This window comes from Kribbella sp. NPDC004875 (genome assembly GCF_042873375.1).
In the GTDB taxonomy this organism is placed as follows: domain Bacteria; phylum Actinomycetota; class Actinomycetes; order Propionibacteriales; family Kribbellaceae; genus Kribbella.
The window spans coordinates 62,533-84,902 of the sequence record NZ_JBIALI010000004.1; the positions used below are offsets into that span (position 1 = coordinate 62,533).

General features: G+C 69.9%; 20 protein-coding genes. 6 read left to right on the plus strand and 14 right to left on the minus strand.

From position 1 onward, the window contains the following. Positions 1-9: 9 nt before the first annotated feature. The 6 genes from ACFYRH_RS22675 to ACFYRH_RS22700 all read right to left on the minus strand — a co-directional run bounded on the left by ACFYRH_RS22675 (position 10) and on the right by ACFYRH_RS22700 (position 7,962). Complete coding sequence (locus ACFYRH_RS22675; RefSeq protein ID WP_387778513.1) at positions 10-741, minus strand: amidohydrolase family protein; 732 nt, start codon at positions 739-741, stop codon at positions 10-12. Next, positions 735-1,463 (minus strand): hypothetical protein, encoded by a 729-nt coding sequence (locus ACFYRH_RS22680; RefSeq protein ID WP_387778516.1) that lies wholly within the window; start codon positions 1,461-1,463, stop codon positions 735-737. The genes ACFYRH_RS22675 and ACFYRH_RS22680 overlap by 7 nt, the downstream gene beginning before the upstream one ends. A gap of 70 nt (positions 1,464-1,533) precedes the next feature. Next, the gene (locus ACFYRH_RS22685; RefSeq protein WP_387778518.1) at positions 1,534-2,787 is read right to left on the minus strand and encodes a DegT/DnrJ/EryC1/StrS family aminotransferase; all 1,254 of its coding nucleotides are present in this window, start codon (positions 2,785-2,787) and stop codon (positions 1,534-1,536) included. 24 nt (positions 2,788-2,811) lie between these two features. Beyond that, positions 2,812-4,740, minus strand: a complete 1,929-nt coding sequence (locus tag ACFYRH_RS22690) for a PQQ-binding-like beta-propeller repeat protein (RefSeq protein WP_387778521.1) — start codon at positions 4,738-4,740, stop codon at positions 2,812-2,814. After that, entirely contained in the window at positions 4,737-6,563 is a 1,827-nt protein-coding gene (locus ACFYRH_RS22695; protein WP_387778524.1) for a PQQ-binding-like beta-propeller repeat protein, read from the minus strand. Before ACFYRH_RS22695 ends, ACFYRH_RS22690 begins: the two co-directional genes overlap by 4 nt. Positions 6,564-6,747: 184 nt before the next feature. Then, positions 6,748-7,962 (minus strand): helix-turn-helix domain-containing protein, encoded by a 1,215-nt coding sequence (locus tag ACFYRH_RS22700; protein WP_387778527.1) that lies wholly within the window; start codon positions 7,960-7,962, stop codon positions 6,748-6,750. An 88-nt stretch (positions 7,963-8,050) separates the two neighbouring features. Here ACFYRH_RS22700 and ACFYRH_RS22705 point away from each other — a divergent pair, with 88 nt between their 5' ends. Beyond that, entirely contained in the window at positions 8,051-8,665 is a 615-nt protein-coding gene (locus tag ACFYRH_RS22705) for a maleylpyruvate isomerase family mycothiol-dependent enzyme (RefSeq protein WP_387778530.1), read from the plus strand. A gap of 3 nt (positions 8,666-8,668) precedes the next feature. Here the strand turns inward: ACFYRH_RS22705 and ACFYRH_RS22710 are convergent, their stop codons facing one another. The 5 genes from ACFYRH_RS22710 to ACFYRH_RS22730 form a co-directional block, all read right to left on the minus strand. Continuing rightward, on the minus strand, positions 8,669-9,670 hold the full coding sequence (locus ACFYRH_RS22710) for a glycoside hydrolase family 43 protein (protein ID WP_387778533.1): 1,002 nt from the start codon (positions 9,668-9,670) through the stop codon (positions 8,669-8,671). Positions 9,671-9,834: 164 nt separating this feature from the next. Beyond that, the gene (locus ACFYRH_RS22715) at positions 9,835-10,395 is read right to left on the minus strand and encodes a dihydrofolate reductase family protein (protein ID WP_387778536.1); all 561 of its coding nucleotides are present in this window, start codon (positions 10,393-10,395) and stop codon (positions 9,835-9,837) included. After that, positions 10,392-11,612 carry an FAD-binding oxidoreductase gene (locus tag ACFYRH_RS22720; protein ID WP_387778539.1) on the minus strand — a complete coding sequence of 407 codons (1,221 nt, stop codon included), beginning with the start codon at positions 11,610-11,612 and terminating at the stop codon, positions 10,392-10,394. The genes ACFYRH_RS22715 and ACFYRH_RS22720 overlap by 4 nt, the downstream gene beginning before the upstream one ends. Beyond that, positions 11,593-12,441: a DUF6597 domain-containing transcriptional factor gene (locus ACFYRH_RS22725; protein ID WP_387778542.1), complete on the minus strand. Its 849-nt coding sequence runs from the start codon at positions 12,439-12,441 to the stop codon at positions 11,593-11,595. Before ACFYRH_RS22725 ends, ACFYRH_RS22720 begins: the two co-directional genes overlap by 20 nt. Positions 12,442-12,457: 16 nt before the next feature. Continuing rightward, the gene (locus tag ACFYRH_RS22730; protein WP_387778545.1) at positions 12,458-14,422 is read right to left on the minus strand and encodes a potassium transporter Kup; all 1,965 of its coding nucleotides are present in this window, start codon (positions 14,420-14,422) and stop codon (positions 12,458-12,460) included. A gap of 76 nt (positions 14,423-14,498) precedes the next feature. Here ACFYRH_RS22730 and ACFYRH_RS22735 point away from each other — a divergent pair, with 76 nt between their 5' ends. Both ACFYRH_RS22735 and cpt read left to right on the plus strand, forming a co-directional pair. Beyond that, positions 14,499-15,746: an MFS transporter gene (locus ACFYRH_RS22735; RefSeq protein WP_387778548.1), complete on the plus strand. Its 1,248-nt coding sequence runs from the start codon at positions 14,499-14,501 to the stop codon at positions 15,744-15,746. After that, positions 15,743-16,276, plus strand: coding sequence for a chloramphenicol phosphotransferase CPT (gene cpt / locus ACFYRH_RS22740; RefSeq protein ID WP_387778551.1), 534 nt, complete (start codon positions 15,743-15,745; stop codon positions 16,274-16,276). Before ACFYRH_RS22735 ends, cpt begins: the two co-directional genes overlap by 4 nt. Here cpt and ACFYRH_RS22745 read toward each other — a convergent pair. Then, positions 16,223-16,873 (minus strand): TetR/AcrR family transcriptional regulator, encoded by a 651-nt coding sequence (locus ACFYRH_RS22745; protein WP_387778554.1) that lies wholly within the window; start codon positions 16,871-16,873, stop codon positions 16,223-16,225. The genes cpt and ACFYRH_RS22745 overlap by 54 nt on opposite strands. Before the next feature lie 35 nt (positions 16,874-16,908). Between ACFYRH_RS22745 and ACFYRH_RS22750 the strand changes: the two genes are divergently transcribed. Both ACFYRH_RS22750 and ACFYRH_RS22755 read left to right on the plus strand, forming a co-directional pair. Further along, positions 16,909-17,946 carry a hypothetical protein gene (locus ACFYRH_RS22750; protein WP_387778557.1) on the plus strand — a complete coding sequence of 346 codons (1,038 nt, stop codon included), beginning with the start codon at positions 16,909-16,911 and terminating at the stop codon, positions 17,944-17,946. Between the two features lie 22 nt (positions 17,947-17,968). Next, the gene (locus ACFYRH_RS22755; RefSeq protein WP_387778560.1) at positions 17,969-18,553 is read left to right on the plus strand and encodes a TetR/AcrR family transcriptional regulator; all 585 of its coding nucleotides are present in this window, start codon (positions 17,969-17,971) and stop codon (positions 18,551-18,553) included. On the opposite strand, the gene ACFYRH_RS22760 is transcribed toward ACFYRH_RS22755, so the two are convergent. Next, positions 18,535-19,647, minus strand: coding sequence for an aldo/keto reductase (locus ACFYRH_RS22760; protein ID WP_387778563.1), 1,113 nt, complete (start codon positions 19,645-19,647; stop codon positions 18,535-18,537). The two genes, ACFYRH_RS22755 and ACFYRH_RS22760, sit on opposite strands and share 19 nt — an antisense overlap. A gap of 111 nt (positions 19,648-19,758) precedes the next feature. On the opposite strand from ACFYRH_RS22760, the gene ACFYRH_RS22765 reads away from it, so the two are divergent. Then, complete coding sequence (locus ACFYRH_RS22765; RefSeq protein ID WP_387778566.1) at positions 19,759-21,732, plus strand: GMC family oxidoreductase; 1,974 nt, start codon at positions 19,759-19,761, stop codon at positions 21,730-21,732. Positions 21,733-21,833: 101 nt separating this feature from the next. On the opposite strand, the gene ACFYRH_RS22770 is transcribed toward ACFYRH_RS22765, so the two are convergent. Beyond that, a complete protein-coding gene (locus ACFYRH_RS22770; protein WP_387778569.1) occupies positions 21,834-22,349 on the minus strand; it encodes a VOC family protein in 516 nt (171 codons plus the stop codon). Positions 22,350-22,370 lie beyond the last annotated feature (21 nt).

Genomic DNA, 22,370 nt, shown 5'->3' on the forward strand with positions numbered 1-22,370 from the left:
AAGGCGGGCTCACAGGTTGAACAGGTCGATCGCGTTCTCGTGGGTGATCGCCTTGTGCTCGTCAGGCGTGAGGTCGGCGGCCTCCAGAGCGCCGAGGGCGACCGACGGGTCGATCAGGGTGGCGTCAGTCCCGAACATCATCCGGCCCGGGCCGATCTGGTCGAGGATCCAGCGGATCCGGTTCGCCTCCGGCGCCGACCAGCACGGCTCGAACCAGATCCGGTCCGACCGCTCGGCGGCCTCGGGGACCCGCGGCCAGCCGTTGGCGCCCATGTGACCCGCGAGCACTCGCGCGTCCGGGACCCGGGCCGCGACGTCGGCGAGATCGACGACGGTGTCGCCCCAGGTGTGCACGAGCGTCGGCAGGCCGTACTCCGTGGTGAGCTCGATCGCCGCCCGCATCCGGGGCGAGCTGATCGGCGTCCGGCTGTACTCGCTGTGGATCTTGGCGCCGACCCACTGCTGCCGCCCGTCGCCGGCGAGCAGCTCGTCGAGATCGGTGCGGGCCTCGTCCAGGCGGCGCGGGTCGACGACGATCATCCCGCGCAACCGCGGGTCGGCCGGCAGTTGCTCGGCGAGCGAACGGTTGCCGAGCGGCGCGTCGTACACGATGCCCTCGATCGCGGAGACCAGCTGGAGGTCGATGCCGAACCGGTCGATCAGGTCGATGTTGACGTCGATGCTCGTGGTCTCCATCGAGAAGAACCACGGGCCCCAGTGCGCGTGCACGTCGATCAGCATGCGGGCTCCAAGAGGGTCTCGAGGGTGCGGCTGCCGGCCTGTGCGATCTCGTCCGGGCCGAGTTTCGACGTGAGCAGCCGGCGGACCACCGACCGGGTCTCGTGGAACGGCGTCCGGCAGCCGAGCACCAGCCGCTCGGCGCCGACCTCCGCGGCCACGATCTCCAGCGAGTCCGGCCCGGTCAGCATCCGCGTCGAGGTGTGGAAGCCGGGCTCCGACCGCGCCATGATCACGAAGTCGCCGAGGTAGTAGAAGTGCGTGTCGAGGAACACCACCCGCGCGCCGAGCCCGCGCAGCGCCGGTCCGACCTTCCGTACGTCGCCCTCGGTGAAGATCGTCAGTCCGGCGTTCACCAGCAACTGCACGACGTGCCCGAACGCGGGGTACCCCGGCTCGACGCTCTGCGCGGTCGGCGCCAGCCGGACCGCCCGCGGCGGCGTGTCACCGGCCAGCTGCCGCTCGAGCTCCTTCTCGGCACCGAGCGGATCGCGCAGGTCCAGCACCGGGCACGCCGTCCACCCGTTGCCGTCAGCAACCTGCCGGGCCTCGTCGTTCCCCGACGGTACGTCGAAGTGCACCGCCCGCAACCCGGACACCACACCACCGGAGATCCCGCTCGCGGCGAGCACACCCTTGATCTCGTCGGCCCGGCCCCAGCGGCCGGTGGTCACCTCGTGCCCGACCAGGATGTCGCAGTCGAGTAACAGTGGATCGGTGGTCATGGGGCCCTCCCGGCCTGGACTGAGGAGCGTAGGGAGCGTAGCGACTGGAGCGACGAGAGAAGGCCGGGAGTCAAGGCCCCATGACCCTGCCGGCGCCGGAGGCCCGGCCGAAAGCACTGTGGACCTTGCGGATCGCCGCGACGATGTCGTCCACGTCGGACTCGGTGTAGTTCTCGTTCCAGGGCAGCACGAGCAGCCGGCTGTTGATCAGGCTCTCCGCGTTCGGGCACAGACCCACCGGATACTCGACGTCCTGCAGCGGGAAGCCGGACCGGCCGTACGTGATCCGCTCGCGGACGGCCGGCGCGGCGTACAGCGGGCTGGTCAGGTAGCCGCCGTTCGCCGGAATGCCCTCGGCGGTCAGTGCCGCGGCCCACTCGCGCATGTCACCGGCGGCCTCGTCGATGATCAGCGGGTACTGCCAGTACACGTGGTCGTGCCCGTCGGGTGGCGCGGTGACGCCCGCCAGGTCCGCGATCGCGGCAGTCGCCCGGAGTGCCGCCGTACGACGGTCCTCGACGACGCCTCGCAGCCGGTTCAGCTGGGCCCTGGTGACGGACGCGACCAGCTCGGTCATCCGGTAGTTGAGCGCGAGGAAGAGGTAGGTCCGCTCGTCGGTGTCGCGCGGCCAGCCCTTGTCGGCGAACAGGCGCATCCGGCGCGCGTGCTGGGCGTCGTCGGTCACGGTGAGCCCGCCGTCGCCGGCGCTGATGTGCTTGGTCTGCTGCAGGCTGAAGCAGCCGATGTGCCCGATCCGGCCGACGAACGTGTCGCCGACCGGTGCGAGGTACGCCTGCGCGCAGTCCTCGATGAGCAGGATCCCGTGCCGGTCGCACAGCTCCCGCAACTCCCGCACCCTGGCCGGCTTGCCGAACAGGTGAACGACGATCACCGCCTTGGTCCGCGGCGTGATCGCGGCGGCGACCGACTCGGGCGTCAGGTTCCCGGTGATCGGGTCCACGTCCGCGAACACCGGTACGGCGTTCTGCATCATGATCGGGAACACGGTGCCCATGTCGCTGATCGGGGTCGTGATGATCTCGTCGCCCGGGTCCGGGTTCACCGCGGCGACGGCGAGGTGCAGCGCCGCCGTACCCGAGCTGCACGCGACCGCGTGCCCGGCGCCGAGCAGGGACGCGAACTCCAGTTCCAGCGCCGGTACCTCGGCGCCCCACGTGGCCGAGAGCATGCCGCTGCGGAGCACCCGCTCGACCGCCTTGACCTCGTCGTCGCCGAACCGGCGGCCGCTGGCGTTCATCACCGACGGCAGCGGCTCGGTGCGGACCGGCGTACCACCGTCGCGCGCGAGTTGGCTGTTCTGCATTGCGGCCATCCCTCCGATATTTGCTTAGGGCAACGGGAGCTGAACGAGATCACGGTCCGCCAGACCCCAGACGGTCTGCCGCGCACCGCGTACGGGCGTCAGTTGCGGCACCGTGAACCAGCCGTCACCGAGCTTGCCGACCAGGAGTTTCGCCTCGGTGAGGTCCGGCCCGAGCTGGTACAGGTTCCCGCCGAAGTTCGTTTCACAGTAGACCCCGGTCCGGTCAGTGTGGATCTGGCCGTAGCCGGAGAGCTTGTTCGCGCCCCGAATCGCGGTCCCGGTGCGCGGGTCGTAGGTGAACCACCCGCCGCTGGTCCGTTTCAGGACGCCGTACAGGATGCCGTTGTGGACGGCGACGCTCTGGATCGAGCGCTCGCCGGCGAACGGTTCGACGGTCCAGAGCAGCTCGCGGCGACGCAGGTCGAATGCTGCGATCGCTGCCGACGCGCGGGTCGCGGTGACGCCGCCACCGCCGACCACGTCGCCGCCGAGATACGCGACGCCGTCCGCGATCGCGACGGTCATGACGCTCTGGTCCGGGAGTACGCCGTAGTGGACGTCGAGCTCGCCGGTCCGGACGTCGAGGAGCGTCAGGGCGCCGGTGAGTTTGCCGGTACCGGGTGCGGTGGCGACGGCGAGCAGCTTGGTCGCCTCGTCGTACGCCGCCTGCCACGGGCGGAGCTGGGAATGACCGATCACGCCGAAGGAGTGGACATCGCCGCTGCGCGGGTTGACCCGGACGATCTCGGTGCTCGGGTACAGGGCGGAGTACAGCTCGCCGCGGATCCAGGTGAGGGTCTTCGCTTCCCCCGCGACCCGGAACCGGCGGGTCTCGTCGCCGGCGTGCTCGGTGATCACCCAATGGCCGCCGACGTAGAGGTTCGGATCGCCGAGCACGATGGACTGCGGTTTGTCGGCCGCCGCGGTGAACCCGGCGTCGAGGAGATCGAGCAACTCGAAGGATCCGGTGGTGACATCCAGCCACCACAGAACGCCGGAGCCGGTCGAACCGAGGAGCGTCTTCTCGTCGAGGAACTCGATCTTGCGGTGCTCGTCCTGCGGCGCCGGCGTCGCGATCGCGGTGAACTTGGTGCCGTCCGAGGACCAGACGGTCCCCGATCCACGAGTCGTGACGTACGCCGTCCCGTCGGGCCCGACCGTCAGCGTGTCGATGCCGGTCTCGCCGGCCGGTAGCGGGAGGGTCCGGACGTCCGTGCCGTCGAGCGCCATCGTGGTGAGCGCACCGTCGCTCCCGACGTACAGGCGGTCCGCGGTCGCCGCGAACGGGCCGAACTTCTGGCCGCGGATCGACTCCGGCGTCAGGTCGCGGAACGTCGAGGTGGTGCGGTCGTAATCCACGAGTTGCGAGGGTGTGTAGATCCCCGCGTAGACGTGGTCGCCGGCCGCACCGACGTACCGGGCGTACTGCGCGCCCGCGACCGGCGCGCCCAGCTTGGTGAGGGCGTTGGTGGCGGGATCGATCTGCCAGACCGTCCCGTTCGGGTAGCTGACGGCGAAGACCTGGCCGTCCGGTGCGGTGGTCAGGTCCCAGACGAAGCCGTCGGCGCCCGCGAGACTGCCGACGCGGATGAGCGAGCCGTCGGCGGGGTCGAAGCAGTACACGTCGGGGACCGGGTACAGGCCGACGTAGATCTTGCCGGCCGCAACGGTGATTGCCCAGCCGCCTTCGCCGACCGGGAGTTCGACGGTTCGCGTGACCTTCCGGGTGGTGAGGTCGAGCTCGGTCAGCCGGGGTGGGACGATGCCGCGACTGATCACGTACACGCGGCCGTCGTGGACGGCGCTCGCGACGACGGCGGCGGTCAGACAGGCCGGTCCGAACGTGGGCAGCGTAGAGCCGTCGATGGGACTGTCCTCCGCGTAGGCGGGTAGTTGGGCGAGCGTGCCGGCGGCGACAGCGGCGGCGAGGACGGTACGGCGGGGGAGTCTCATCGCAGACCGTCGATCCGGACCAGGTCGCGGCCCTTGATCGTGTAGAGCGCGTCGCCGTTGTGGGACGTGGTGATCAGCGGATAGCTGTAGATCTGCGCGGACAGGCCGTCGACGACGGTGGTGACCTTGGCGCCGTCGACCTTGAAGACCCGCTGGTTGTCGGTGCCGTAGAGACCGGAGCGGGCGATCGTGAGCCTGCTTTGTCCGGTGCCGATCGACGCCGTGTCCTGCACCTTTCCGGTGTGCGGATCGAGTACGGCGAGCCGTCCGTCGTCCGTGGTCGCGTAGAGGCGGCCGCGATAGCCGACGACGTCGCTGTAGCTCTGTGCCTTGGGCAACGCAGCGGTCTCCCACAGCACCCGATTGCGCTTCAGATCGAACGCGACGACGGTTGCCTCGGGCAAGATCGGTTCCGTTCCGAGACTGTTCCGGGTCGCGCCGCCGAGGTACGCGATCCCGTCCGCGGTGGTGACCGACCGGATCGACTGGTGCGGTACGACGCCGCGGTGGACCTCGCGTTGCCCCGAGTCCAGGTGCTGCTCGACGAGCGTTCCGTCGTACTTGCCGTAGTCGGGTTCGGTGGAGATCAGCCAGGTGCCCGAGCGGGCGTCGTACGCGTCGTCGGTCGGGCGGGTCTGCTCGTTGCCGATCTGCCCGAGCTCGTGGAGATCGGAGCCGTCGGGTTTCATCTGCCACAGGCGGGCCAGTGTGTAAACGCCGAGGTACACGCTCTGGCCGACCGGCGTGAGCGTCTTCGCCTCGCCCGGGAGGAACGTGCGCGTGCTGGTGCCGCTCGCGAGGTCGTGGACCTGGACGCCGGCCTTGCCGCTGACCAGGACCGACGTCGGCGTCGCGGCGATCGCCATCGCCTGCTCCGGCGCGGGCGGCAGCCCGGCCTGCCCGAGGTCGGTGCCGGTGAACGTCCCGGTCGCCTCGTCGAAGTCGACGACCTGGCTGGTCAGCTCCGCGCGGATTGTCGAGCCCTCGACGAAGATGCGGTTGAAGTACGCACCGTCGTACGGCGAACCGAGTCGCGTGAGCGTGTTGTCGCGGTAGCGGTAGAGCGTGCCGGACGGGCGGGTGCCGAGGTAGATGTCGGCCCCATCCAGCGTGATCGCGGTGACGTACTGGTCGCCGCCGGGGGTCTGCACCTCGACCGGGCGACTCAGGTCGGCGGTGTCGAAGACGAGCATCGTGCCGGTGGGGGACAAGCTCGCGGCGAGTTTGGTGCCGTTCAGGGCGAGTGTCGCGACGAACGTACGGTCGGCGTACGCGGCGGGCAGGACGTCGCGGCGGGTGCCGGTGGCGCGGTCGATGGCGATCAGGTGCGCCTGGGTGCCGACGCCGGCGTAGATCGTGGTCGCGTCGGCCGCGATGCTCCGGACGTACTGCTGCCCGGGTACGGCGGCGCCGTACGACCTGGTGGCGCCGGTGGCGGGGTCGTACTCGTGGACCGCGCCGTCCGGGTAGGTGCCGGCAACGATCTTGCCGTCGGGCGTGGCCGCGATCGACCAGATGAACGATCCGAACTGGGCGACCTTGGTGGCGGTCCCGCTCGTGGTGTCGATCTTGTAGACGTCGCCGGGTGTGTACAGGCCGACGTACAGGTCGGTGCCGACATGTGTCATCGCCCAGGCGCCGGCGCCGGTGGGCAGCGAGAGCTTGCGGTCGACGGTCCGGCTGACCGGATCGAAGGCGCCGACCTGGACGGGCGAGACGCCGGACGTGATGGTCCAGATCCGGTCGCCGACCTGCTCGGCGACACTCGTCGAGGTCACGGCGGAGGCCGGACCGAGACTGGTGACCATTGGACTTTCGGTCACGACCGGAATGGAGGCGCGGGCCGGAGCAGAAACGCTCACCAAACCTGCGCAGACGACCAGAGTAGTGATCAATCCCCGTGCGAATCGCTTGTCCACAAGGCCTCCCGGGACGGAACGCACTGAATTACGGTCATGGCTGAAATTAGCCGGACGTGCGTCGGTGCGTCAACCGTTCGGGAAACAATCAGAGATGAACGCGGTAGACGACCAGCGGGCGGCCGCTGCCGGTGCCGAGCTGGGTTCCGGTCGCATCCGCGAGGCCGGCCCGCTCGAGCCGGTTCAGGACCCGGCGCGCTGTGCGTGGCTGGATCCCGAGGTGGTCGGCCACCGACCGCGTGGTCAGACCGTCCTCCTCGGTGCTGTGCACGAGCTCCTGCAACCGCTCGAGAGTCGCCTTGGAGAGCCCCGCGCGCTGCGCGAGGAGCTGCAACTTCGACCGCTGCTGGGCCCGCGGCGCCGCACCGCCGACCAGCACGAGGTCGATGTCGTTGCGCAGCGACACCACCGCAGCGGTCCGCCCCGCGGTCTTCGCCCGGCCGAGCGCGCGACGGGCCAGCGCCTCGGTCTCGGTCCCGGAACCGCCGATGCCGAACCCGATCCGGACGGGTCCGAATTGCTCCTTCAGGCGAGTCAGCATGCCGAGTTCGGTGAACGCGGCGGTCGCCTGCTCCAGCGGTCCACGAGTCGCGATCACCAGCCAGCGCTTGTCGTCGTACCGGATCACGCTGCCGCCGAGGGAGCCGGCCTCGCGCCGCAGCGCGCTCTCGGCGTCGGGGGAGATCTCGACCAGACCGAGCGCGATCTGCGCATCGTCACTGCGCAAAGCGTCATGGACGAGCAGCAGGCTGTTCACCGCGCTCCGGACGGAGTGCACCGACGGTGCCAGCCGCAAGGTCGTCTGCTCGGTCCGGAGCTTCTCGTACGCCGACCGCAGACAGGTGATCGCCACGGTCGCGCGGGCCTCGTGGTGGAAGGCGAGGATGTCGTCGAGGCTGAGCCCCGGCCGGTACGGCAGCACGCGCACGCCGCGGGTCGGCAGCCCGACCTCGTCGAACGTCTCGCGGACCTCCGCCTCGTCGAGTACGTCGATACTCAGCGAGGTCACGTCCCGCCCCTCGCGGAGCAGTTGGACCAATGCGCGCATCAGCGTCGCGCCCGTGTACTCGACGTGCGCGGCCGGACGGTCGAGCAGGTCCTGCGCTGCCGCGATCTGGTACGGCACGACGCCGGTGAACAACCACGCGTCGACGCTGCCGGGCGCCTCGGCCATCACCTTGGGTGTGTCCGTCTCGCGCCGGTACCGCAGTGGGACGACCTCTACTCCACGCAGCCCTTTGACGATCCGGCTCGTGGAGGTGACCAGGTCCGACGGTCCCACCACTCCGATCGTCGTCACCATCCGAGGGTCCCCTCCTTCATCGGCTCAGTCTCACCACAAGACCCCACCGGAGCAAGAACCCGCGCCGTCGGTCGGCTAGGTTCGCACCATGGACCGCGTGCAGCAGTGGATCGACGACGGTACGGCGCTGTGCCGCGAGGCACTCGCCGATCTGGACGCACCGTCGCTGTTACCGGGGTGGTCGCGCCGGCACGTCGCGGCGCATCTGTCCCTGAACGCCGAGGCGCTGGGCAACCTGGTGTACTGGGCGCGCACCGGCGAGGAGCGCCCGATGTACCCGTCGCGGGAGGCCCGCAACGCCGACATCGAAGCGAGCGCGAACCGGCCGGACGACGTACTGCGCTCGTGGTTCGACACGTCGGCGCGGACGTTGTCGGACGCCTTCGCCGAGCTGACCGATGATCAGTGGCAGACGCAGGTCCGCACGTCGCAGGGCGAGCCGATCCCGGCGACCCGGATCCCGTGGATGCGGTCCCGCGAGGTGCTGATCCACGCCGTCGACCTCGGCACCGGGCTCACCTTCGCCGACCTTCCGCGGGACTTCCTGGTGGCCCTCTGCGAAGACATCCGCACGCAGCGCGGCGACGTACCGGCGATCGAAGGCCCGCTTCCGGACCAGGCCGCGTATCTGTCCGGCCGCGCCTACTCCAACCTCACCACCGCGGACGGTGCTCCGGCCGAGCCGCTCCCGCCCTGGCTCTGAGGGTCAGAGGAAGGCGCCGACGGACGGGGTGTTGCCGGCGGACCAGTTGAGGATGGCGGCGTACAGGACTCGGCGGTGCGGGTCGCCGTTGGTGATCTGCGCGTCGGTACAGGGGGTTGTGCCGGTGCCGCAGACCCAGGCGTGCAGGAAGATCCGCCAGCCGCCGTCGAGGGACGGGGTGACGTCGGCGCCGCCGGGACCGCAGAGGCCGGTGCCGGCCGACGTCATCAGCGAGTTCTCGGTGGCACCGGTGAAGTTCCAGCGATCGGTGGAGCGCAGCCAGACGGTCGCGTAGCTGCAGTTGTCGTAGCCGTAGCGCGACGCGAACAAGATGTACTGCGATCCGCGCTGAACCATCGTCGGGTTCTCGATGATGCCGTCGCGTCGCAGCAACTCGCGGCTGTCGGAGCCCGCCGCATGCAGGCCGGCGTCGTCGAGCGCGACCATCCGCAGCGACGACGGGATCTGCTGGGTCTTGTAGAGCAGGAAACGGTTCCCGTCGCTGTCCTGGAAGGGGGAGGGGTCGATCACACCCGCCGCCGCGATGGGCCGCCCGGGTACGGCGTCCTCGCCGCCGTGCCGCCCGTCGGGGCAGACGAGTGGAGCGTCGCCGATCGGTTGGTACGGGCCGCCGGCTTGCGACGACGTGGCGACGCCGATGCACCGCTGCCCGCCGAAGCTCTTCGCGACGGCCGAGTAATAGAGGACGTAGCCGGCCGACGTCTGCCAGGCATCCGGTGCCCACACGTCCGCGGTGGTGTCCATCCACGCCGGCGCGGTTTCGAGCGCCGTACCCACGCTCGACCACGGTCCGCTCGCGGTGTCGCCGCGGCTGACGCGGCCGTTCGGCCCGGTGGTGAACGCATAGAAGTCACCGCCGGAGCGCAGGATGCCGGGATCGGCGACCGAGTTGTCGGGTGCGTACACGGGCTCGGGTGCGGCCGCTTCGGCGGGTGACACGATCACCAGTGCGCCGGCGACAGCCAGCAGCAGAGCTTTCCACATGCGGACAACCTCCCCAGGGGCGTGGATCAGTCGCACCACATCCTGAGGCCAATTCCCAACGCCCTCAAGACCCCAGGCCGAACATTTTTCCCACCTGCAGTTAAGAGATCCCCGGCGACTCGTCCGGGGTCGCTGCCGAGCGGTTCAGGCGGGTCTTCGCGGAGTCACTTCACGACCTTGTAGCGGAGATGGGTGACGTCGCGCGCGGGGAGTTGGCGGACCTGTTCGAGTTCGATGTATTCGGCGGGGAGGTTGTCGAAGAGGCGGCGGCCCCGGCCTAGCAGGACGTTGACGACGCTTAGCTCGAGTTCGTCGATGAGGCCCTCGCGGAGCAGTGCCTGAGCGGCGCCGGCGCCGTGGACCATCACGTTGCGGTCGCCGGCCGCGGCCTTGGCCAGGGCCGCGGCCTCGGCGGGATCGGTGACGTACTGCGCCGTTCCGGGCGGCACGTCGTCGGGGTCCACGTGACGCGTGAGGATGAACATCGGTACGCCGTCGTGGTGGTCACCCTGCCACCGGCGAGCATGCTCGTACGTACGCCGTCCCGCGATCAACGCACCGGTCGCCTGACCCTCGGCGTACACCTGTGCGCTCGGGCCGTCGCCGTTGCGGTCGTCGAGCCAGTTGAACAGCCGGAAACCGCCGCGCCCCATCGGCTCGTCGAAGCTGTCGTCCGGGCCGACCACGAAGCCGTCGAGCGACATACTCATGTACAGCACGATCATCGGGCACCTCCAAGTGCTTGCGGGAAGTGGAACACGCCGTCGGGGTCGTACTTCTGCTTGATGCCGCTCAACCGGTCGAAGTTCTCCCCGTGGTACGCCGTTGCCCAATCGGTCAGCTCGGGATCGGGGAAGTTCTGGTAGACCCGCCCGGACGCGAACCGATGGGCGAGTGCCCACGACCTTCGTACGGCGTCCCGCTCAGGACCCACGTGTTCGAGCAGGAACCGCTCGCCGCGATGCGCGAACGCCGTCGCGTCGCCAGGAACCCGGTTGTACGCGCCACCCATCGGGGTGAAGTGCAACTCGCAGTCGCCCCGCACGAGATCGGCGACCGCGTCCCGCGGCAGCGGTGCTCGGAAGAACTCGGACCTGCTGTGGATGACACGATCGTCCGGCTCGCCTTCGGACAGAGTGCGTTTGAGATCGGGCCAGCTGAGATCGTCCCGCAACGCGATCTCGCCGTCGCCGAGCGGGCCCGGATCGAAGCGACCGAGCGCGGCGCCGAACACCTTCACACCGTCCGCGGTCACCTCGAGCGAGGCGGTGATGTCGTCCGGAGCATCCGGAGCCCAGCCCTGCCACGCAGCGATCACCTCGGCAGCTCGCGCCCGCGGCCAGGTGATGACGAACAGGGTTGCCTGCGGCGAGGGTACGGCGGCGAAGGTGAGCGACGTGACGACGCCGAACTGACCGCCACCCGCACCACGCAAGGCCCAGAACAGATCGGAATCACGCTCCGCGTCACAGGTCACGATGGTGCCGTCAGCAAGCACCACGGTCGCGGCAAGAAGCCGGTCGCACGTGAGACCGTAGCGCCGCCCAAGCAGCCCGAGTCCACCCCCGAGCGTCAGCCCCGCGATTCCTACCGTCGGCCCACACCCGCCGGGAATCGTCAGCCCGTGCCGATGCAGCTCTCGATAAACCCCCGCCAACCGGGCCCCGGCCCCGATCGTCGTAACCGTGTCCCGAACTGAGATCGCACTCAGCGTCGACAGGTCGAGCATCACGCCGGTGGTGGAGGAGCGGCCCGCGAAGCAGTGGCCCCCGCCTCGTGGAGTCAGCGGGAGGTTGTTCGAGCGGGCGTACGACAGCGCCTCGACCACATCGCCGGTCGACTCACACCGTGCGATGACGTGTGGGCGGATCCCGGCGTACTGCGGATGCGCCGGCCGCCGCAGCTCGTCGTACCGCTCGTGGTCAGGACCGATCAGTTCCATGAGCCGACGCTAGAAGCGGACGCCCGCGCTGCGCTTGAACGAAACGGTCGTACCACCCGGCGAGGAACGGCCGGTACGACGCCGAGTGGTCGTGACCGCAGTCGCACCGGTCGGCCTTGTCGCCGAGCAGGTCTCGCGGTGTCACTCCGGTCAGTCGTACGCACTCGCGGGTCAGGTGCGCGTGATCGGCGTACCCGGTCTCGGCCGCGAGGCCGGCGAGCCCGCTCCCGAACCCGGCCTGCGCGAGCGCGAGGTACCCCTGGAACCGCAGCGTCCGCTGCAACGCCTTCGGTCCGGTCCCGATCGCGGTCAGGCACCGCCGCCGCAGCTGGCTCTCCGACAACGCGAGATCGTCCGCGAGGGTCGCGATCCCGGTCGGCTCCCACGGCATCAACCGGCGTACCATCTCGGCCACCACCGGATCAGGCCGTAGCTGCTGCCCGGCCAGATACCGCTGGACGTCGAGCAACGCCGCCTGTGGTGTCGCGGCGCCGGCCACCGCCCACCCGATCGCCTCCGCCGCCGGACCCCACAGATCCACCGCGCAGTCGACGAGCTCATCCGCCGGTACGCCGAGCAACGGCGTACCGGCGCCCGGCATGAACCGCACGCCGACGATCGTGGTCCGGGCCGGGATCGTCTGCAGATGGGCCCGGGTCAGCGGCCCGATCAACCGCGGCACGCCCCCGACCGGGCAGTGCAGCTCGACCCCACCGGTCGGAAGATCCCGTTGCGGGTACGGCTGTGTTCCCGTGCGCTGGATCCAGACCGTGCGGACGAGGCCGGCCAGTGCCGGCACCGGCGGACTCTCGTCGTACGTCTGGTCCATGTCCAAACCTCGCAGGCTAGACCTCGATGTGCGAACCGATGATGACCGTGCGGTCGCGGGGGAGACCGAAGTGTTCGGCCGCGTCCGCGGTGATGTGCGACGTGGCCAGGAACAGTTGCTTACGCCAGCCCGCCATCGTCCGCGCCTTCCCGCGCCGGAGCTCGATCTTCGACAGGAAGTACGACGCCTTGTCGAGGTCGAGCGGTCCCTCGGACTCGTCCGGGGCGAGCCGCGCGAGCGCGGTCGGTACATCGGGGGACTCCATGTACCCGAACTTGATCGTGACGTGGGTGATCCCGTCGTCGCCGTAGCCGAGGTCGTTCACCATCACCCGTTTGTCGTCCGGAACCCGCGGGACCGGCTCGGTCTCGATCGCGACGATCACCACGTGCTCGTGCCGGACCTGGTTGTGTTCGACGTTCGCCCGCAAGGCGAGCGGCGCGCTGGTCCCGCCGCGGTTCAGGAAGATCGCCGTCCCGGGAACCGTGCGGGCCGCCAGCTTGCCGGAGCTCAGCTCGTCGATGAACTCCTGCAGCGAGCCCTCCGCCCGTTCCCGCTCCTGGGTGACGACCTCGCGGCCGCGCTGCCAGGTCGTCATCACGGTGAACGCGGAGAGCGCGATCAGCAGCGGCAGCCACGCGCCGTGCAGCAGCTTGGTCAGGTTCGCCGCGATGAACAGGCCGTCGATGAGCAGCAGCGGGACCGCGCCGAGCAGGATCAGCCACCTTGGGATGTTCCAGCGGTAGTGCGCGACGTAGAAGAACAGCAGTGTGGTGATCGTGATGGTCCCGGTCACCGTCATGCCGTACGCGTACGCGAGCGCGGCCGAACTGCGGAACGCGAAGATCAGCGTCAGCACCGACACGAACAGCAGCCAGTTCACGAACGGGACGTAGATCTGGCCGATCGTCGTCGCCGACGTGTGCGTCACCCGGAGCCGCGGCAGGTACCCGAGCTGGGCGGCCTGGGCCATCACCGAGTAGGCACCGGTGATGACGGCCTGTGACGCGATCACGGTCGCAGCGGTCGCGAGCAGGACCAGCGGCAGCCGCCCCCAACTCGGGACCAGCAGGAAGAACGGGCTGCTGATGTTCTCGTGGTTCTTCAGCAGCAGCGCGCCCTGGCCCAGGTAGCTGAGCGTGAGGGCCGGCAGCACCAGGAACAGCCAGCCGCGGCTGATCGCCTTCCGGCCGAAGTGCCCCATGTCGGCGTACAGCGCCTCGGCGCCGGTGATCGACAGCACGACCGCCGCGAGCGCGAAGAACGCGATGTGGAAGTGCCCGGCCAGGAACCCGATCGCGTACGTCGGGGAGAGCGCCTTGAGGATCTGGACGTGTTCGAGGATGCCGCCCACCCCGGCCGCGCCGATCACCACGAACCACAGGATCATCACCGGACCGAACGCCCGGCCGATCGTCTCGGTGCCGCGGCGCTGGACCATGAACAGCCCGATGATGATCACCGCGGTGATCGGGATCACGTACTCGCCGAGTGATGGCTGGACGGTCTTGACGCCCTCGACCGCGGACAGGACCGAGATCGCCGGCGTGATCATACCGTCGCCGAAGAACAGTGAGGCGCCGAACAGACCCACCGTCGCCAGTGCCGCGGAGGCCTTGCGGCCGGGGTGCGTACGGGTCCACTTGCGGAGCAGCGTGATGAGCGCCACCACGCCGCCCTCGCCGTTGTTGTCCGCACGCATCGTCAGCAGGATGTACGTGACGGTGACGATGATCATCACCGACCAGAAGATCAGCGACACCACGCCGTACACGTTGTTGTCGTTGAGCGGCACCGGGTGCGGGTCCTCGGGGTTGAAGACCGTCTGCAGGGTGTAGATGGGGCTGGTGCCGATGTCGCCGAAGACGACACCGAGCGCGCCGACCACCACGGCGAGCTTCACCGTGTCGTGCACCGAGGGGTGCGGCGCGTTGGGCGCTGGGTCGCGCGGCGTGGCGCTGTGCGCCTGCTGATCCGTCACGTCCCGGGACACTACCCGCCTGGAGAGCTCACGGCGCGCATGTCGAGCAGCCGCGGACGGTTCCGACGTACCGGGTATGACAGCCGAGCGAGTACTGCGGACCTACCTCACCCTGGTCGTGGTGTCGACGGGCGCATCGTCGATGATCTGGGGGATCAACACGTTGTTCCTGCTGGACGCCGGACTGAGCGTCGGGAAGGCGTTCGCCGCGAACGCGTTCTTCACCGCCGGGATGGTCCTGTTCGAGGTCCCGACCGGCGTGGTCGCGGACACGGTCGGCCGGCGGGCGTCGTACCTGCTGGGGACGGCCACGCTGATCGGTACGACGCTGCTCTACCTGCTGCTGTGGCGGACCCACGCCGCGTTCGGGTGGTGGGCCGTGGTGTCGGCGCTGCTCGGTCTCGGGTTCACGTTCTTCAGCGGCGCGACCGAGGCGTGGCTGGTCGACGGGCTGCACGCGACCGGGTACCGCGGGTCGCTGGACGACGCGTTCGCGAAAGGTCAGGTGGCGAACGGGATCGCGATGCTGGCCGGCTCGATCGGCGGTGGCGTACTGGCCCAGATCACAAACCTCGGGATGCCGTACGTCGCCCGCGCACTGTTGCTGACGGCCACGTTCGCGGTCGCGTGGCGCTCGATGCGGGACATCGGGTTCACGCCGAAGCAGCGGGTCTCGGTGCGCGGCGAGATGAGCGGGATCGTGCGCGCCTCGCTGCGGCACGGCCTGCTGAACCGGCGGGTGCGCTGGGTGATGCTGGCCGGCCCGTTCACGGCCGGAGTCAGCGTGTACGGGTTCTACGCCGCGCAGCCCTATCTCCTGCAGCTGTACGGGCACACCGGCTCGTACGCCGTCGCGGGTCTGTCGGCCGGGATCGTCGCGGGGGCGCAGATCGCGGGCGGGGCGTCGGCGTCGTACCTGGCACGCGTGTTCCGGGACCGGATCCGGACGTTGATCGCGGCGATCGTGGTGTCCGGCGTTCTGATCGCGTCGATCGGGCTGGTCACGTCGTTCGGGCTCGCACTGGTGCTGCTGATGGGCTGGGGGACGATGTTCGCCGCGATGTCGCCGGTGCGGCAGGCGTACCTGAACAGTCACATCCCGTCGGAGCAGCGGGCGACCGTGCTGTCGTTCGACAACCTGCTCGGGTCGGCGGGTGGCGTGGTGATCCAGCCGGCGCTCGGCCGGACCGCGGACGTGTGGGGGTACGGGACGGCGTACCTGGTGTCGGCGGTGATCCAGGTGCTCGCGGTGCCGTTCCTGGCGCTGGCGCGGCGTAAACCGGTCGAGAGCGCGCAGCGCGAGGCCCTAGCCTTGCGGGCGTGACGGCTCGACTGATCATCATCAACGGTGGGTCCAGCTCCGGGAAGACCGGGATCGTGCGGTGCCTGCAGGCGGTCCTGGCGGAGCCGTGGCTCGCGCTCAGCGTGGACGACTTCGTGGACGCGCTGCCCGCCGATCTGGAGGGCTCGCCGGAGGGCATCGTGATCGGGCCGGGTGGCGAAGTGTCCGTCGGCCCGGCGTTCCGGGAGCTCGAAGCGGCCTGGACCGCGGGGGTCGTCGCGATGTGCCGTGCCGGTGGCCGGGTGATCGTCGACGACGTGTTCCTCGGCGGCACCAGCTCCCAGCAGCGCTGGCGCGACGCGATCGGCGACGTCGAGACGCTCTGGGTCGGCGTCCACTGCGCACCCGAGATCGCCGCCGGCCGCGAGATCGCCCGCGGCAACCGAGCCGGCGGCATGGCCGAGAAGCAGGCCTCCGTCGTCCACGAGGGCATCACGTACGACATCGAGGTCGACACCTCACATACCGAGTCCCTCACCTGCGCCCACACCATCGCGAGCCATGTTCGTTAAGTGACCGTCGACGACTGCGAGGGCGTGGATGGTGTGCTCGCGGTGCTCGGTTGCGACGGCCGCCGCGTCCTCGCCGGCGAGGATCCGGCGTACCGCTCGGAGGTGAACGGTGCGGTAGGCAGCAACGGTCAGGGCCGCGGTCAGCTCGGGATCGGGTACGGCGGTGTTCGCCATGGCGGCCGCGATGGCCTGCTCGAGGTGATCGGTGAGCTCGCGGGCCCGGGACTGTAGCGCGCGGGACTCGGCGACGACCTCCCAGAACCGGCGGAAGTGACCGCGGATCGTGGCGAGCGGGTGTCCTTCGTCGGCGAGCCTGACGAGCAGGTCGGACAGTGCCAGTACCGCCGACGTACCCGCCGGCCGGTCGTTGACCGCGCCAACGACCAGCGCCTCCGCCTCGGGATAGCGGTCGAACAGCAGGTCTTCCTTGCGGGCGAAGTGCGCGAACACCGTCGGCCGCGCGACGTCGGCCGCCTCGGCGATCTCGGACACCGACACCGCATCGAACCCGCGCTCGAGGAAGAGCGCGGTCGCCACCTCGGAGATCCGGCTGCGGAGCTCGGCCTTCTTCCGCTCCCGGCGGCCGTTCTGGTTCACGGTTGAACCATACCGGATAAAAAGATGTACTGAGTATGAGTTTGCTTGCTACGCTGCCGAGCATGCACGCCATCGGGGTGAACTACGACACCGGCCTGCGGTACGACGGCCGGGACACACACGAGCGCTTCGACGCCGACGTCGCGCGCCAGGACCTGGCGGTGATCGCGAACGAGTTGCGTGCTCCCGCGGTCCGGGTCTCGGGCAACGATCCGGACCGGCTGGAGGCCGCGGGGGAGGCGGCGCTCGCGGCCGGGCTCGACCTGTGGTTCTCGCCGGTGCCGATGGATCTGGAGCCGGACGCGTTCATCGCCTTCCTTGCCGACTGTGCCGGTCGGGCGGAGAAGCTGCGGCAGTCCGGTCGTGGTGAGGTCGTGCTGGTGCTCGGGTGCGAGCTGTCGGTGTTCTGCAAGGGCTTCATTCCCGGCGGGACGTCGGGGGAGCGGCTCGCGGTGATGGCGGACCCGGCGACCTGGACCGATCCGGCCAAGGTCACCGAGTTGCAGGCAGGGCTCGCGCGCTGGGGCGACGTACAGCAGCAGTTGGTGTCGGCGGGGCGCGGGGCGTTCGGGGGCCGCATCACCTACGCGGCCGGGATGTGGGAGGACGTGAACTGGGACCTCTTCGACATCGTCAGCGTCGACGCGTACCGCGACGCGGCCAACCGGGCGACGTACGCCGACGAGCTCCGGGCGCGGTCGAAGTGGGGGAAGCCGGTCGTCGCGACCGAGTTCGGCTGCTGCGCGTACCGCGGTGCGGCTGACCGCGGCGGGACCGGCTGGATGATCGTGAACCGCAGTGTCGACCCGCCGGCGCTCAACGGTGCCTTCGAGCGACGGGAGGAGGAACAAGTGGAGTACCTCTACGCACTCGTCGAGGAGTTCGACCGGATCGAGCTGGCGGCGGCGTTCTGGTTCAGCTACGCGGGCTTCGGCCTGCCGCACCGCCCCGACGATCCGGCGCACGACCTCGACCTCTCGTCGTACGGGCTGGTCGCGGTCGGGGACGACGGGGAGCGGACACCGAAGCTGGTGTTCGGGAAGCTGGCGGAGCTGAACGGCAAGCGGTCTTAGACCGACCGGTACATTTGCCGATGTGTTGACAGCGAAGGGTGCGGCGACGCGGGAGCGGATCGTCGCGGCGGCCGCGGCCGAGATCCGCGAGCGGGGGATCAATGCGGTGAAGCTCGACGACATCGGGCAGCGCAGCCGCACCGGGAAGAGCCAGCTCTTCCACTACTTCCCCGAGGGCAAGGAACAACTGCTGCTCGCGGTCGCGGAGCGCGAGGCCGAGCAGGTGCTCGAGGACCAGGAGCCACAGCTCGGTCAGCTGACCAGCTGGGACGCCTGGCGCGAGTGGCGGGACATCGTCGTCGAGAAGTACCGGCGGCAGGGCGTGAACTGCCCGCTCGGCGTCCTCATCACCGAGATCGGGCGGCACACGCCCGCCGCGCAGGCGGTCACCGCCACGCTGCTCGCGCAGTGGCAGGAGCGCCTCGCGACCGGCATCGAGGAGATGAAGGCCGCGGGCGAGATCCGTTCCGACGTGGATCCCGCCCGCGCCTCGGCCGCGCTGATCGCCGCGATCCAGGGCGGCGTCGCGATCCTGATGGCGTCCGGTTCCTCGACCCATCTGGAGTACGCGCTCGACCTGTGCCTGGACTACCTCCGTGCAGGTTGAGACCAGTTGAGCACCGGCGGCTGGTAGCCGGTCGGCTTGTCGGCGACCCTCGCGCCGGGGTTCACCAACCAGCCCTGGTACTCCGGCGTGAACATCCGGTACACCGATGACGGCGGCACGGCGCTCGCGTCGTCGAGCGCTGCCCGCAGTTCGGCAGGCAGCTCGAAGTCGAGCGACGCGATACTCGATTCGAGCTGCTCCGGGCGGCTCGCGCCGACGATCGCCGACGCCACGCCTGGCTGGGTCGCCGCCCAGTTGACCGCCACCTGCGCCATCGTCACGCCGAGCTTGTCGGCCACCTCCCGCACGGTCGTCAGCAGGTCCCACTGCCGGTCGGTCCAGGACTGCCCGGCCGCCCCGTCACCGGTGAGCCGGCCCTCGCCCGCCATCTGCTGCGCGGCGTCACGCTGGTACTTCCCGGTCAGGAAGCCGCCGCCGAGCGGGCTCCACGCGGTGATCCCCAACCCGAGTTGCTGCGCCACCGGGACGTGCTCGGTCTCGACCGTCCGCTCGATCAGCGAGTACGGCAGTTGCAGGCTGACCATCGGCGTCAGCGAATGCGCGTCGGCGAGGGTCTGCGCGCGAGCGGCGTACCAGGCCGGTACGTCGGAGAGTCCGGCGTACCGGATCTTGCCTGCGCGGGCGAGGTCGTCGAGGGTTCGCAGTACCTCGTCGACTCCGGTGATGCGGTCCCAGGTGTGCAGCAGGAAGAGGTCGACATAGTCGGTGCCGAGCCGGCGCAGCGATTCGTCGAGGGCGCGGATCAGGTGCTTGCGGCTGTTGCCGCCCGCGTTCGGGTCGCCGGAGTCGACGCTGTTGGTCGCCTTGGTGGTGAGCACCATCCGCTCCCGGACGCCCGCCTCGGCGATCAGCCGGCCGAGGATCCGTTCGCTCTCACCCGCGGTGTAGAAGTCGGCGGTGTCGATGAAGTTGCCGCCGGCTTCGACATAGGTCCGGAAGATCGCCCGGGCCTCGTCCTCGGTCTTCCCGTACGGCGCGTGGAAGCCCGCCTGTCCGAAGTTCATCGTGCCCAGCGCGAGCCGGCTGACGCGCAGTCCGGACCGCCCGAGCAGGTAATAGTCGTCAAGTGCCATGCCCACAGAGTTGCTCGCGAAAAATGGACCGGCAAGTACAAAGCCAACGGGCCGCGCGGTACCTGCCGCGGGCGCCATGCGGCGACCGGTAGTGCGTGAAAGGATTTGACGATGCGCTTGTCTGAACAGCAGCGGGGTGTGCTCGGGCGGTTGGCGGAGTTTGCTGTGCCTGGGTCTGGCGGTGGGACTGGTGGTGGGGCGGTCGGGTTCGTCGAGCAGGTGTTGACGGTGGATCGGCCGGACTGGCAGGCGCGGGTGGAGCGTGCGCTGGCGGTCGAGTTCGATCGGGTGCTGGACGACCCGGACGGCGCCTGGCTGGTGCGGTTGATCGCGCAGGGCTACTACGCGCAGCCGTCCGCCTGGGAGACGGTCGGCTGGCGTACGCCGGAGTACGCGCCGGTGCACACGTCGCTCGACGTGACGGCGCGCGCGGACCTGGCGGAGCGGTACGACTGCGTGGTGGTCGGCTCGGGCGCCGGTGGGGGTACGACGGCGCAGGTGCTCGCCGAGTCGGGGCGGTCCGTGCTGGTGGTGGAGCTCGGGAGCTACCCGTCGACCGAATCGCTCTCCCACGACCACCTGCGGAATCCGCGCTCGGTCGTGGGGTTGCCCGCGGCAACGGATCCGGACCCGGCCGGGCGACCACGGGTGTCGGTGGTGGACGGGGTCCGACGCGAGGTGCTGCCACCCGACGGCGGGTGGGGGAACAACGCGTTCACGGTCGGCGGCGGAACGCGGGTGTACGGCGCGCAGGCCTGGCGGTTCGTCCCGCGCGACTTCCGGATGGCGACGACGTACGGCGTACCGGAAGGAAGCGCACTCGCCGACTGGCCGATCTCGTACGACGACCTCGAGCCCTACTACTCGTTGGCGGAACAGCGGTTCGGCGTGAGCGGCGGCGGGGCGGACCCGTGGCATGACCCGCGATCGGTTCCGTTGCCGATGCCGCCTCTGCCGCGGACCGGATCGGCGCAGCGGCTGGTGGCTGCGGCGGAGCGCTTGGGATGGGGGACTCTCGACGTGCCGCTGCTGATCAACTCGGTCGACTATCAAGGGCGGTCCGGGTGCGTGCGATGCGCGCAGTGCGTCGGGTTCGCGTGTCCGGTGGAGGCGAAGAGCGGGACGCACAACACCGCGCTCCCGGCGGCGCTGGCGACAGGCAACTGCACGTTGGTCACCGAGACGACTGCCGAGCGCTTGGTGACGGATGCGACCGGCCGGGTCGTCGGCGTCGCGCTCGCCGCGAGTGACGGGTACGGCGGGATCTGGCGCCGTACCGTCGCGTGCACGGAGGTCGTCGTCGCGGCGGGCGCCTCGGAGACACCGCGGCTGCTGCTGAACAGCGCGCACGACGGCGAGCCGCACGGCCTCGGCAACAACCAGGATCAGGTCGGCCGCCACTTGCAGGCCCATGTGTACGCCGGTGCGGTCGGACTGTTCGAGGACGAGGTGATGGATCTCGTCGGGCCCGGGGTCTCGGTCGCCACGTGCGACTTCCGGCACGGGAACGACGGGATCGTCGGCGGCGGGATGCTCGCGAACGAGTTCGTGCCGACCCCTGCGTCGACGTACGACTATCTGACCGGTGCCGGGCTGATCCCGGTCGCCGGGGCGGCGAGCAAACAGGCGATGGGGCGCGAGCTCCGCCGGATGCTGCGGGTGGTCGGTCCGATCCAGGAGGTCTCCTCCGCGGAGTCCCGGGTCCGCGTCGACCCGTCGGTGGTCGACCGCTTCGGCAACCCGGTCGTCGTCACCAGCGGCTCGATCCATCCCGAGGACGCCCGGGCCCAGGCCTTCATGAGCACCAAGGCCCGCACCTGGCTCGAGGAGGCCGGCGCCACCCGCACGGCCGTCAACCGTCCAGGGACGTTGGGGCAGGCGAGCACCGGTCAGCACCAGGCGGGTACCTGCCGGATGGGCGATGACCCGGCGCGTTCGGTCACCGATCCGAACGGCCGCCTCTGGGGCCACGACAATGTCTGGATCGCCGACGCGTCCCTGCATGTCACCAACGGCGGCGTGAACCCCGTCCTCACCGTCCTCGCCAACGCCCTCCGCGTCGCCACGGGGATCACCCGCACCTGAGGCCCACCTGAGGCCCACCTGAGCCCTGCCGCTGGCGGGTTGTTGGACGGCTGACGTGCTGCAACCCGTCACCGGTGACATAACCCGCCAGCCGTGGCGCCTCAGCCGACGCGGGAGATGCCGACGCCGCTGCGGGCTTCGCGGCCGTACTTCGTGATCTCGGCGGCGAGGTCCAGACGGGCGATCCCCGTCTTGTCGCGGTCCTCGTCGGTGAGCAGGTCGGCCGGGATGATCCAGACGATCTCGAACTCGAGGCCGTCCGGGTCCTTGCCGTAGAGCGACTTCGTGGTGCCGTGGTCGGACGCGCCGACCAGGGCGCCGTGCTCGCTCAGCTTGCCGGCCAAATCCTCGAGGTCACCGAGGGTGTCGACCTCCCACGCGAGGTGGTAGAGCCCGACCGAGGTCCGCCCGGCGCCCGACGGGCCGGCCTGGGAGCCGATCTGGAACAGGCCGAGATCATGGTCGTTGCTGGAACCGGGCGCCCGCAGGAACGCGGCGCCCGGGATCGCGTCACCGGTCTCGGTGTAACCGAAGCCGAGGACGTCTCGGTAGAACGCGACGCTCGCCGCGACGTCGCGCACGTACAGAACTGCGTGGTTCAACCGGAAGATCGCCATGTCCACCATGGTAGTTGAAGA

What these genes read in the sequence shown, in the direction of transcription:
- ACFYRH_RS22675 (WP_387778513.1), bottom strand. Translation starts at nt 741, where the DNA reads ATGCTGATCGACGTGCACGCGCACTGGGGCCCGTGGTTCTTCTCGATG.
- ACFYRH_RS22680 (WP_387778516.1), bottom strand. Translation starts at nt 1,463, where the DNA reads ATGACCACCGATCCACTGTTACTCGACTGCGACATCCTGGTCGGGCAC.
- ACFYRH_RS22685 (WP_387778518.1), bottom strand. Translation starts at nt 2,787, where the DNA reads ATGCAGAACAGCCAACTCGCGCGCGACGGTGGTACGCCGGTCCGCACC.
- ACFYRH_RS22690 (WP_387778521.1), bottom strand. Translation starts at nt 4,740, where the DNA reads ATGAGACTCCCCCGCCGTACCGTCCTCGCCGCCGCTGTCGCCGCCGGC.
- ACFYRH_RS22700 (WP_387778527.1), bottom strand. Translation starts at nt 7,962, where the DNA reads ATGGTGACGACGATCGGAGTGGTGGGACCGTCGGACCTGGTCACCTCC.
- ACFYRH_RS22705 (WP_387778530.1), top strand. Translation starts at nt 8,051, where the DNA reads ATGGACCGCGTGCAGCAGTGGATCGACGACGGTACGGCGCTGTGCCGC.
- ACFYRH_RS22710 (WP_387778533.1), bottom strand. Translation starts at nt 9,670, where the DNA reads ATGTGGAAAGCTCTGCTGCTGGCTGTCGCCGGCGCACTGGTGATCGTG.
- ACFYRH_RS22715 (WP_387778536.1), bottom strand. Translation starts at nt 10,395, where the DNA reads ATGATCGTGCTGTACATGAGTATGTCGCTCGACGGCTTCGTGGTCGGC.
- ACFYRH_RS22720 (WP_387778539.1), bottom strand. Translation starts at nt 11,612, where the DNA reads ATGGAACTGATCGGTCCTGACCACGAGCGGTACGACGAGCTGCGGCGG.
- ACFYRH_RS22725 (WP_387778542.1), bottom strand. Translation starts at nt 12,441, where the DNA reads ATGGACCAGACGTACGACGAGAGTCCGCCGGTGCCGGCACTGGCCGGC.
- ACFYRH_RS22735 (WP_387778548.1), top strand. Translation starts at nt 14,499, where the DNA reads ATGACAGCCGAGCGAGTACTGCGGACCTACCTCACCCTGGTCGTGGTG.
- ACFYRH_RS22750 (WP_387778557.1), top strand. Translation starts at nt 16,909, where the DNA reads ATGAGTTTGCTTGCTACGCTGCCGAGCATGCACGCCATCGGGGTGAAC.
- ACFYRH_RS22760 (WP_387778563.1), bottom strand. Translation starts at nt 19,647, where the DNA reads ATGGCACTTGACGACTATTACCTGCTCGGGCGGTCCGGACTGCGCGTC.
- ACFYRH_RS22765 (WP_387778566.1), top strand. Translation starts at nt 19,759, where the DNA reads ATGCGCTTGTCTGAACAGCAGCGGGGTGTGCTCGGGCGGTTGGCGGAG.
- ACFYRH_RS22770 (WP_387778569.1), bottom strand. Translation starts at nt 22,349, where the DNA reads ATGGCGATCTTCCGGTTGAACCACGCAGTTCTGTACGTGCGCGACGTC.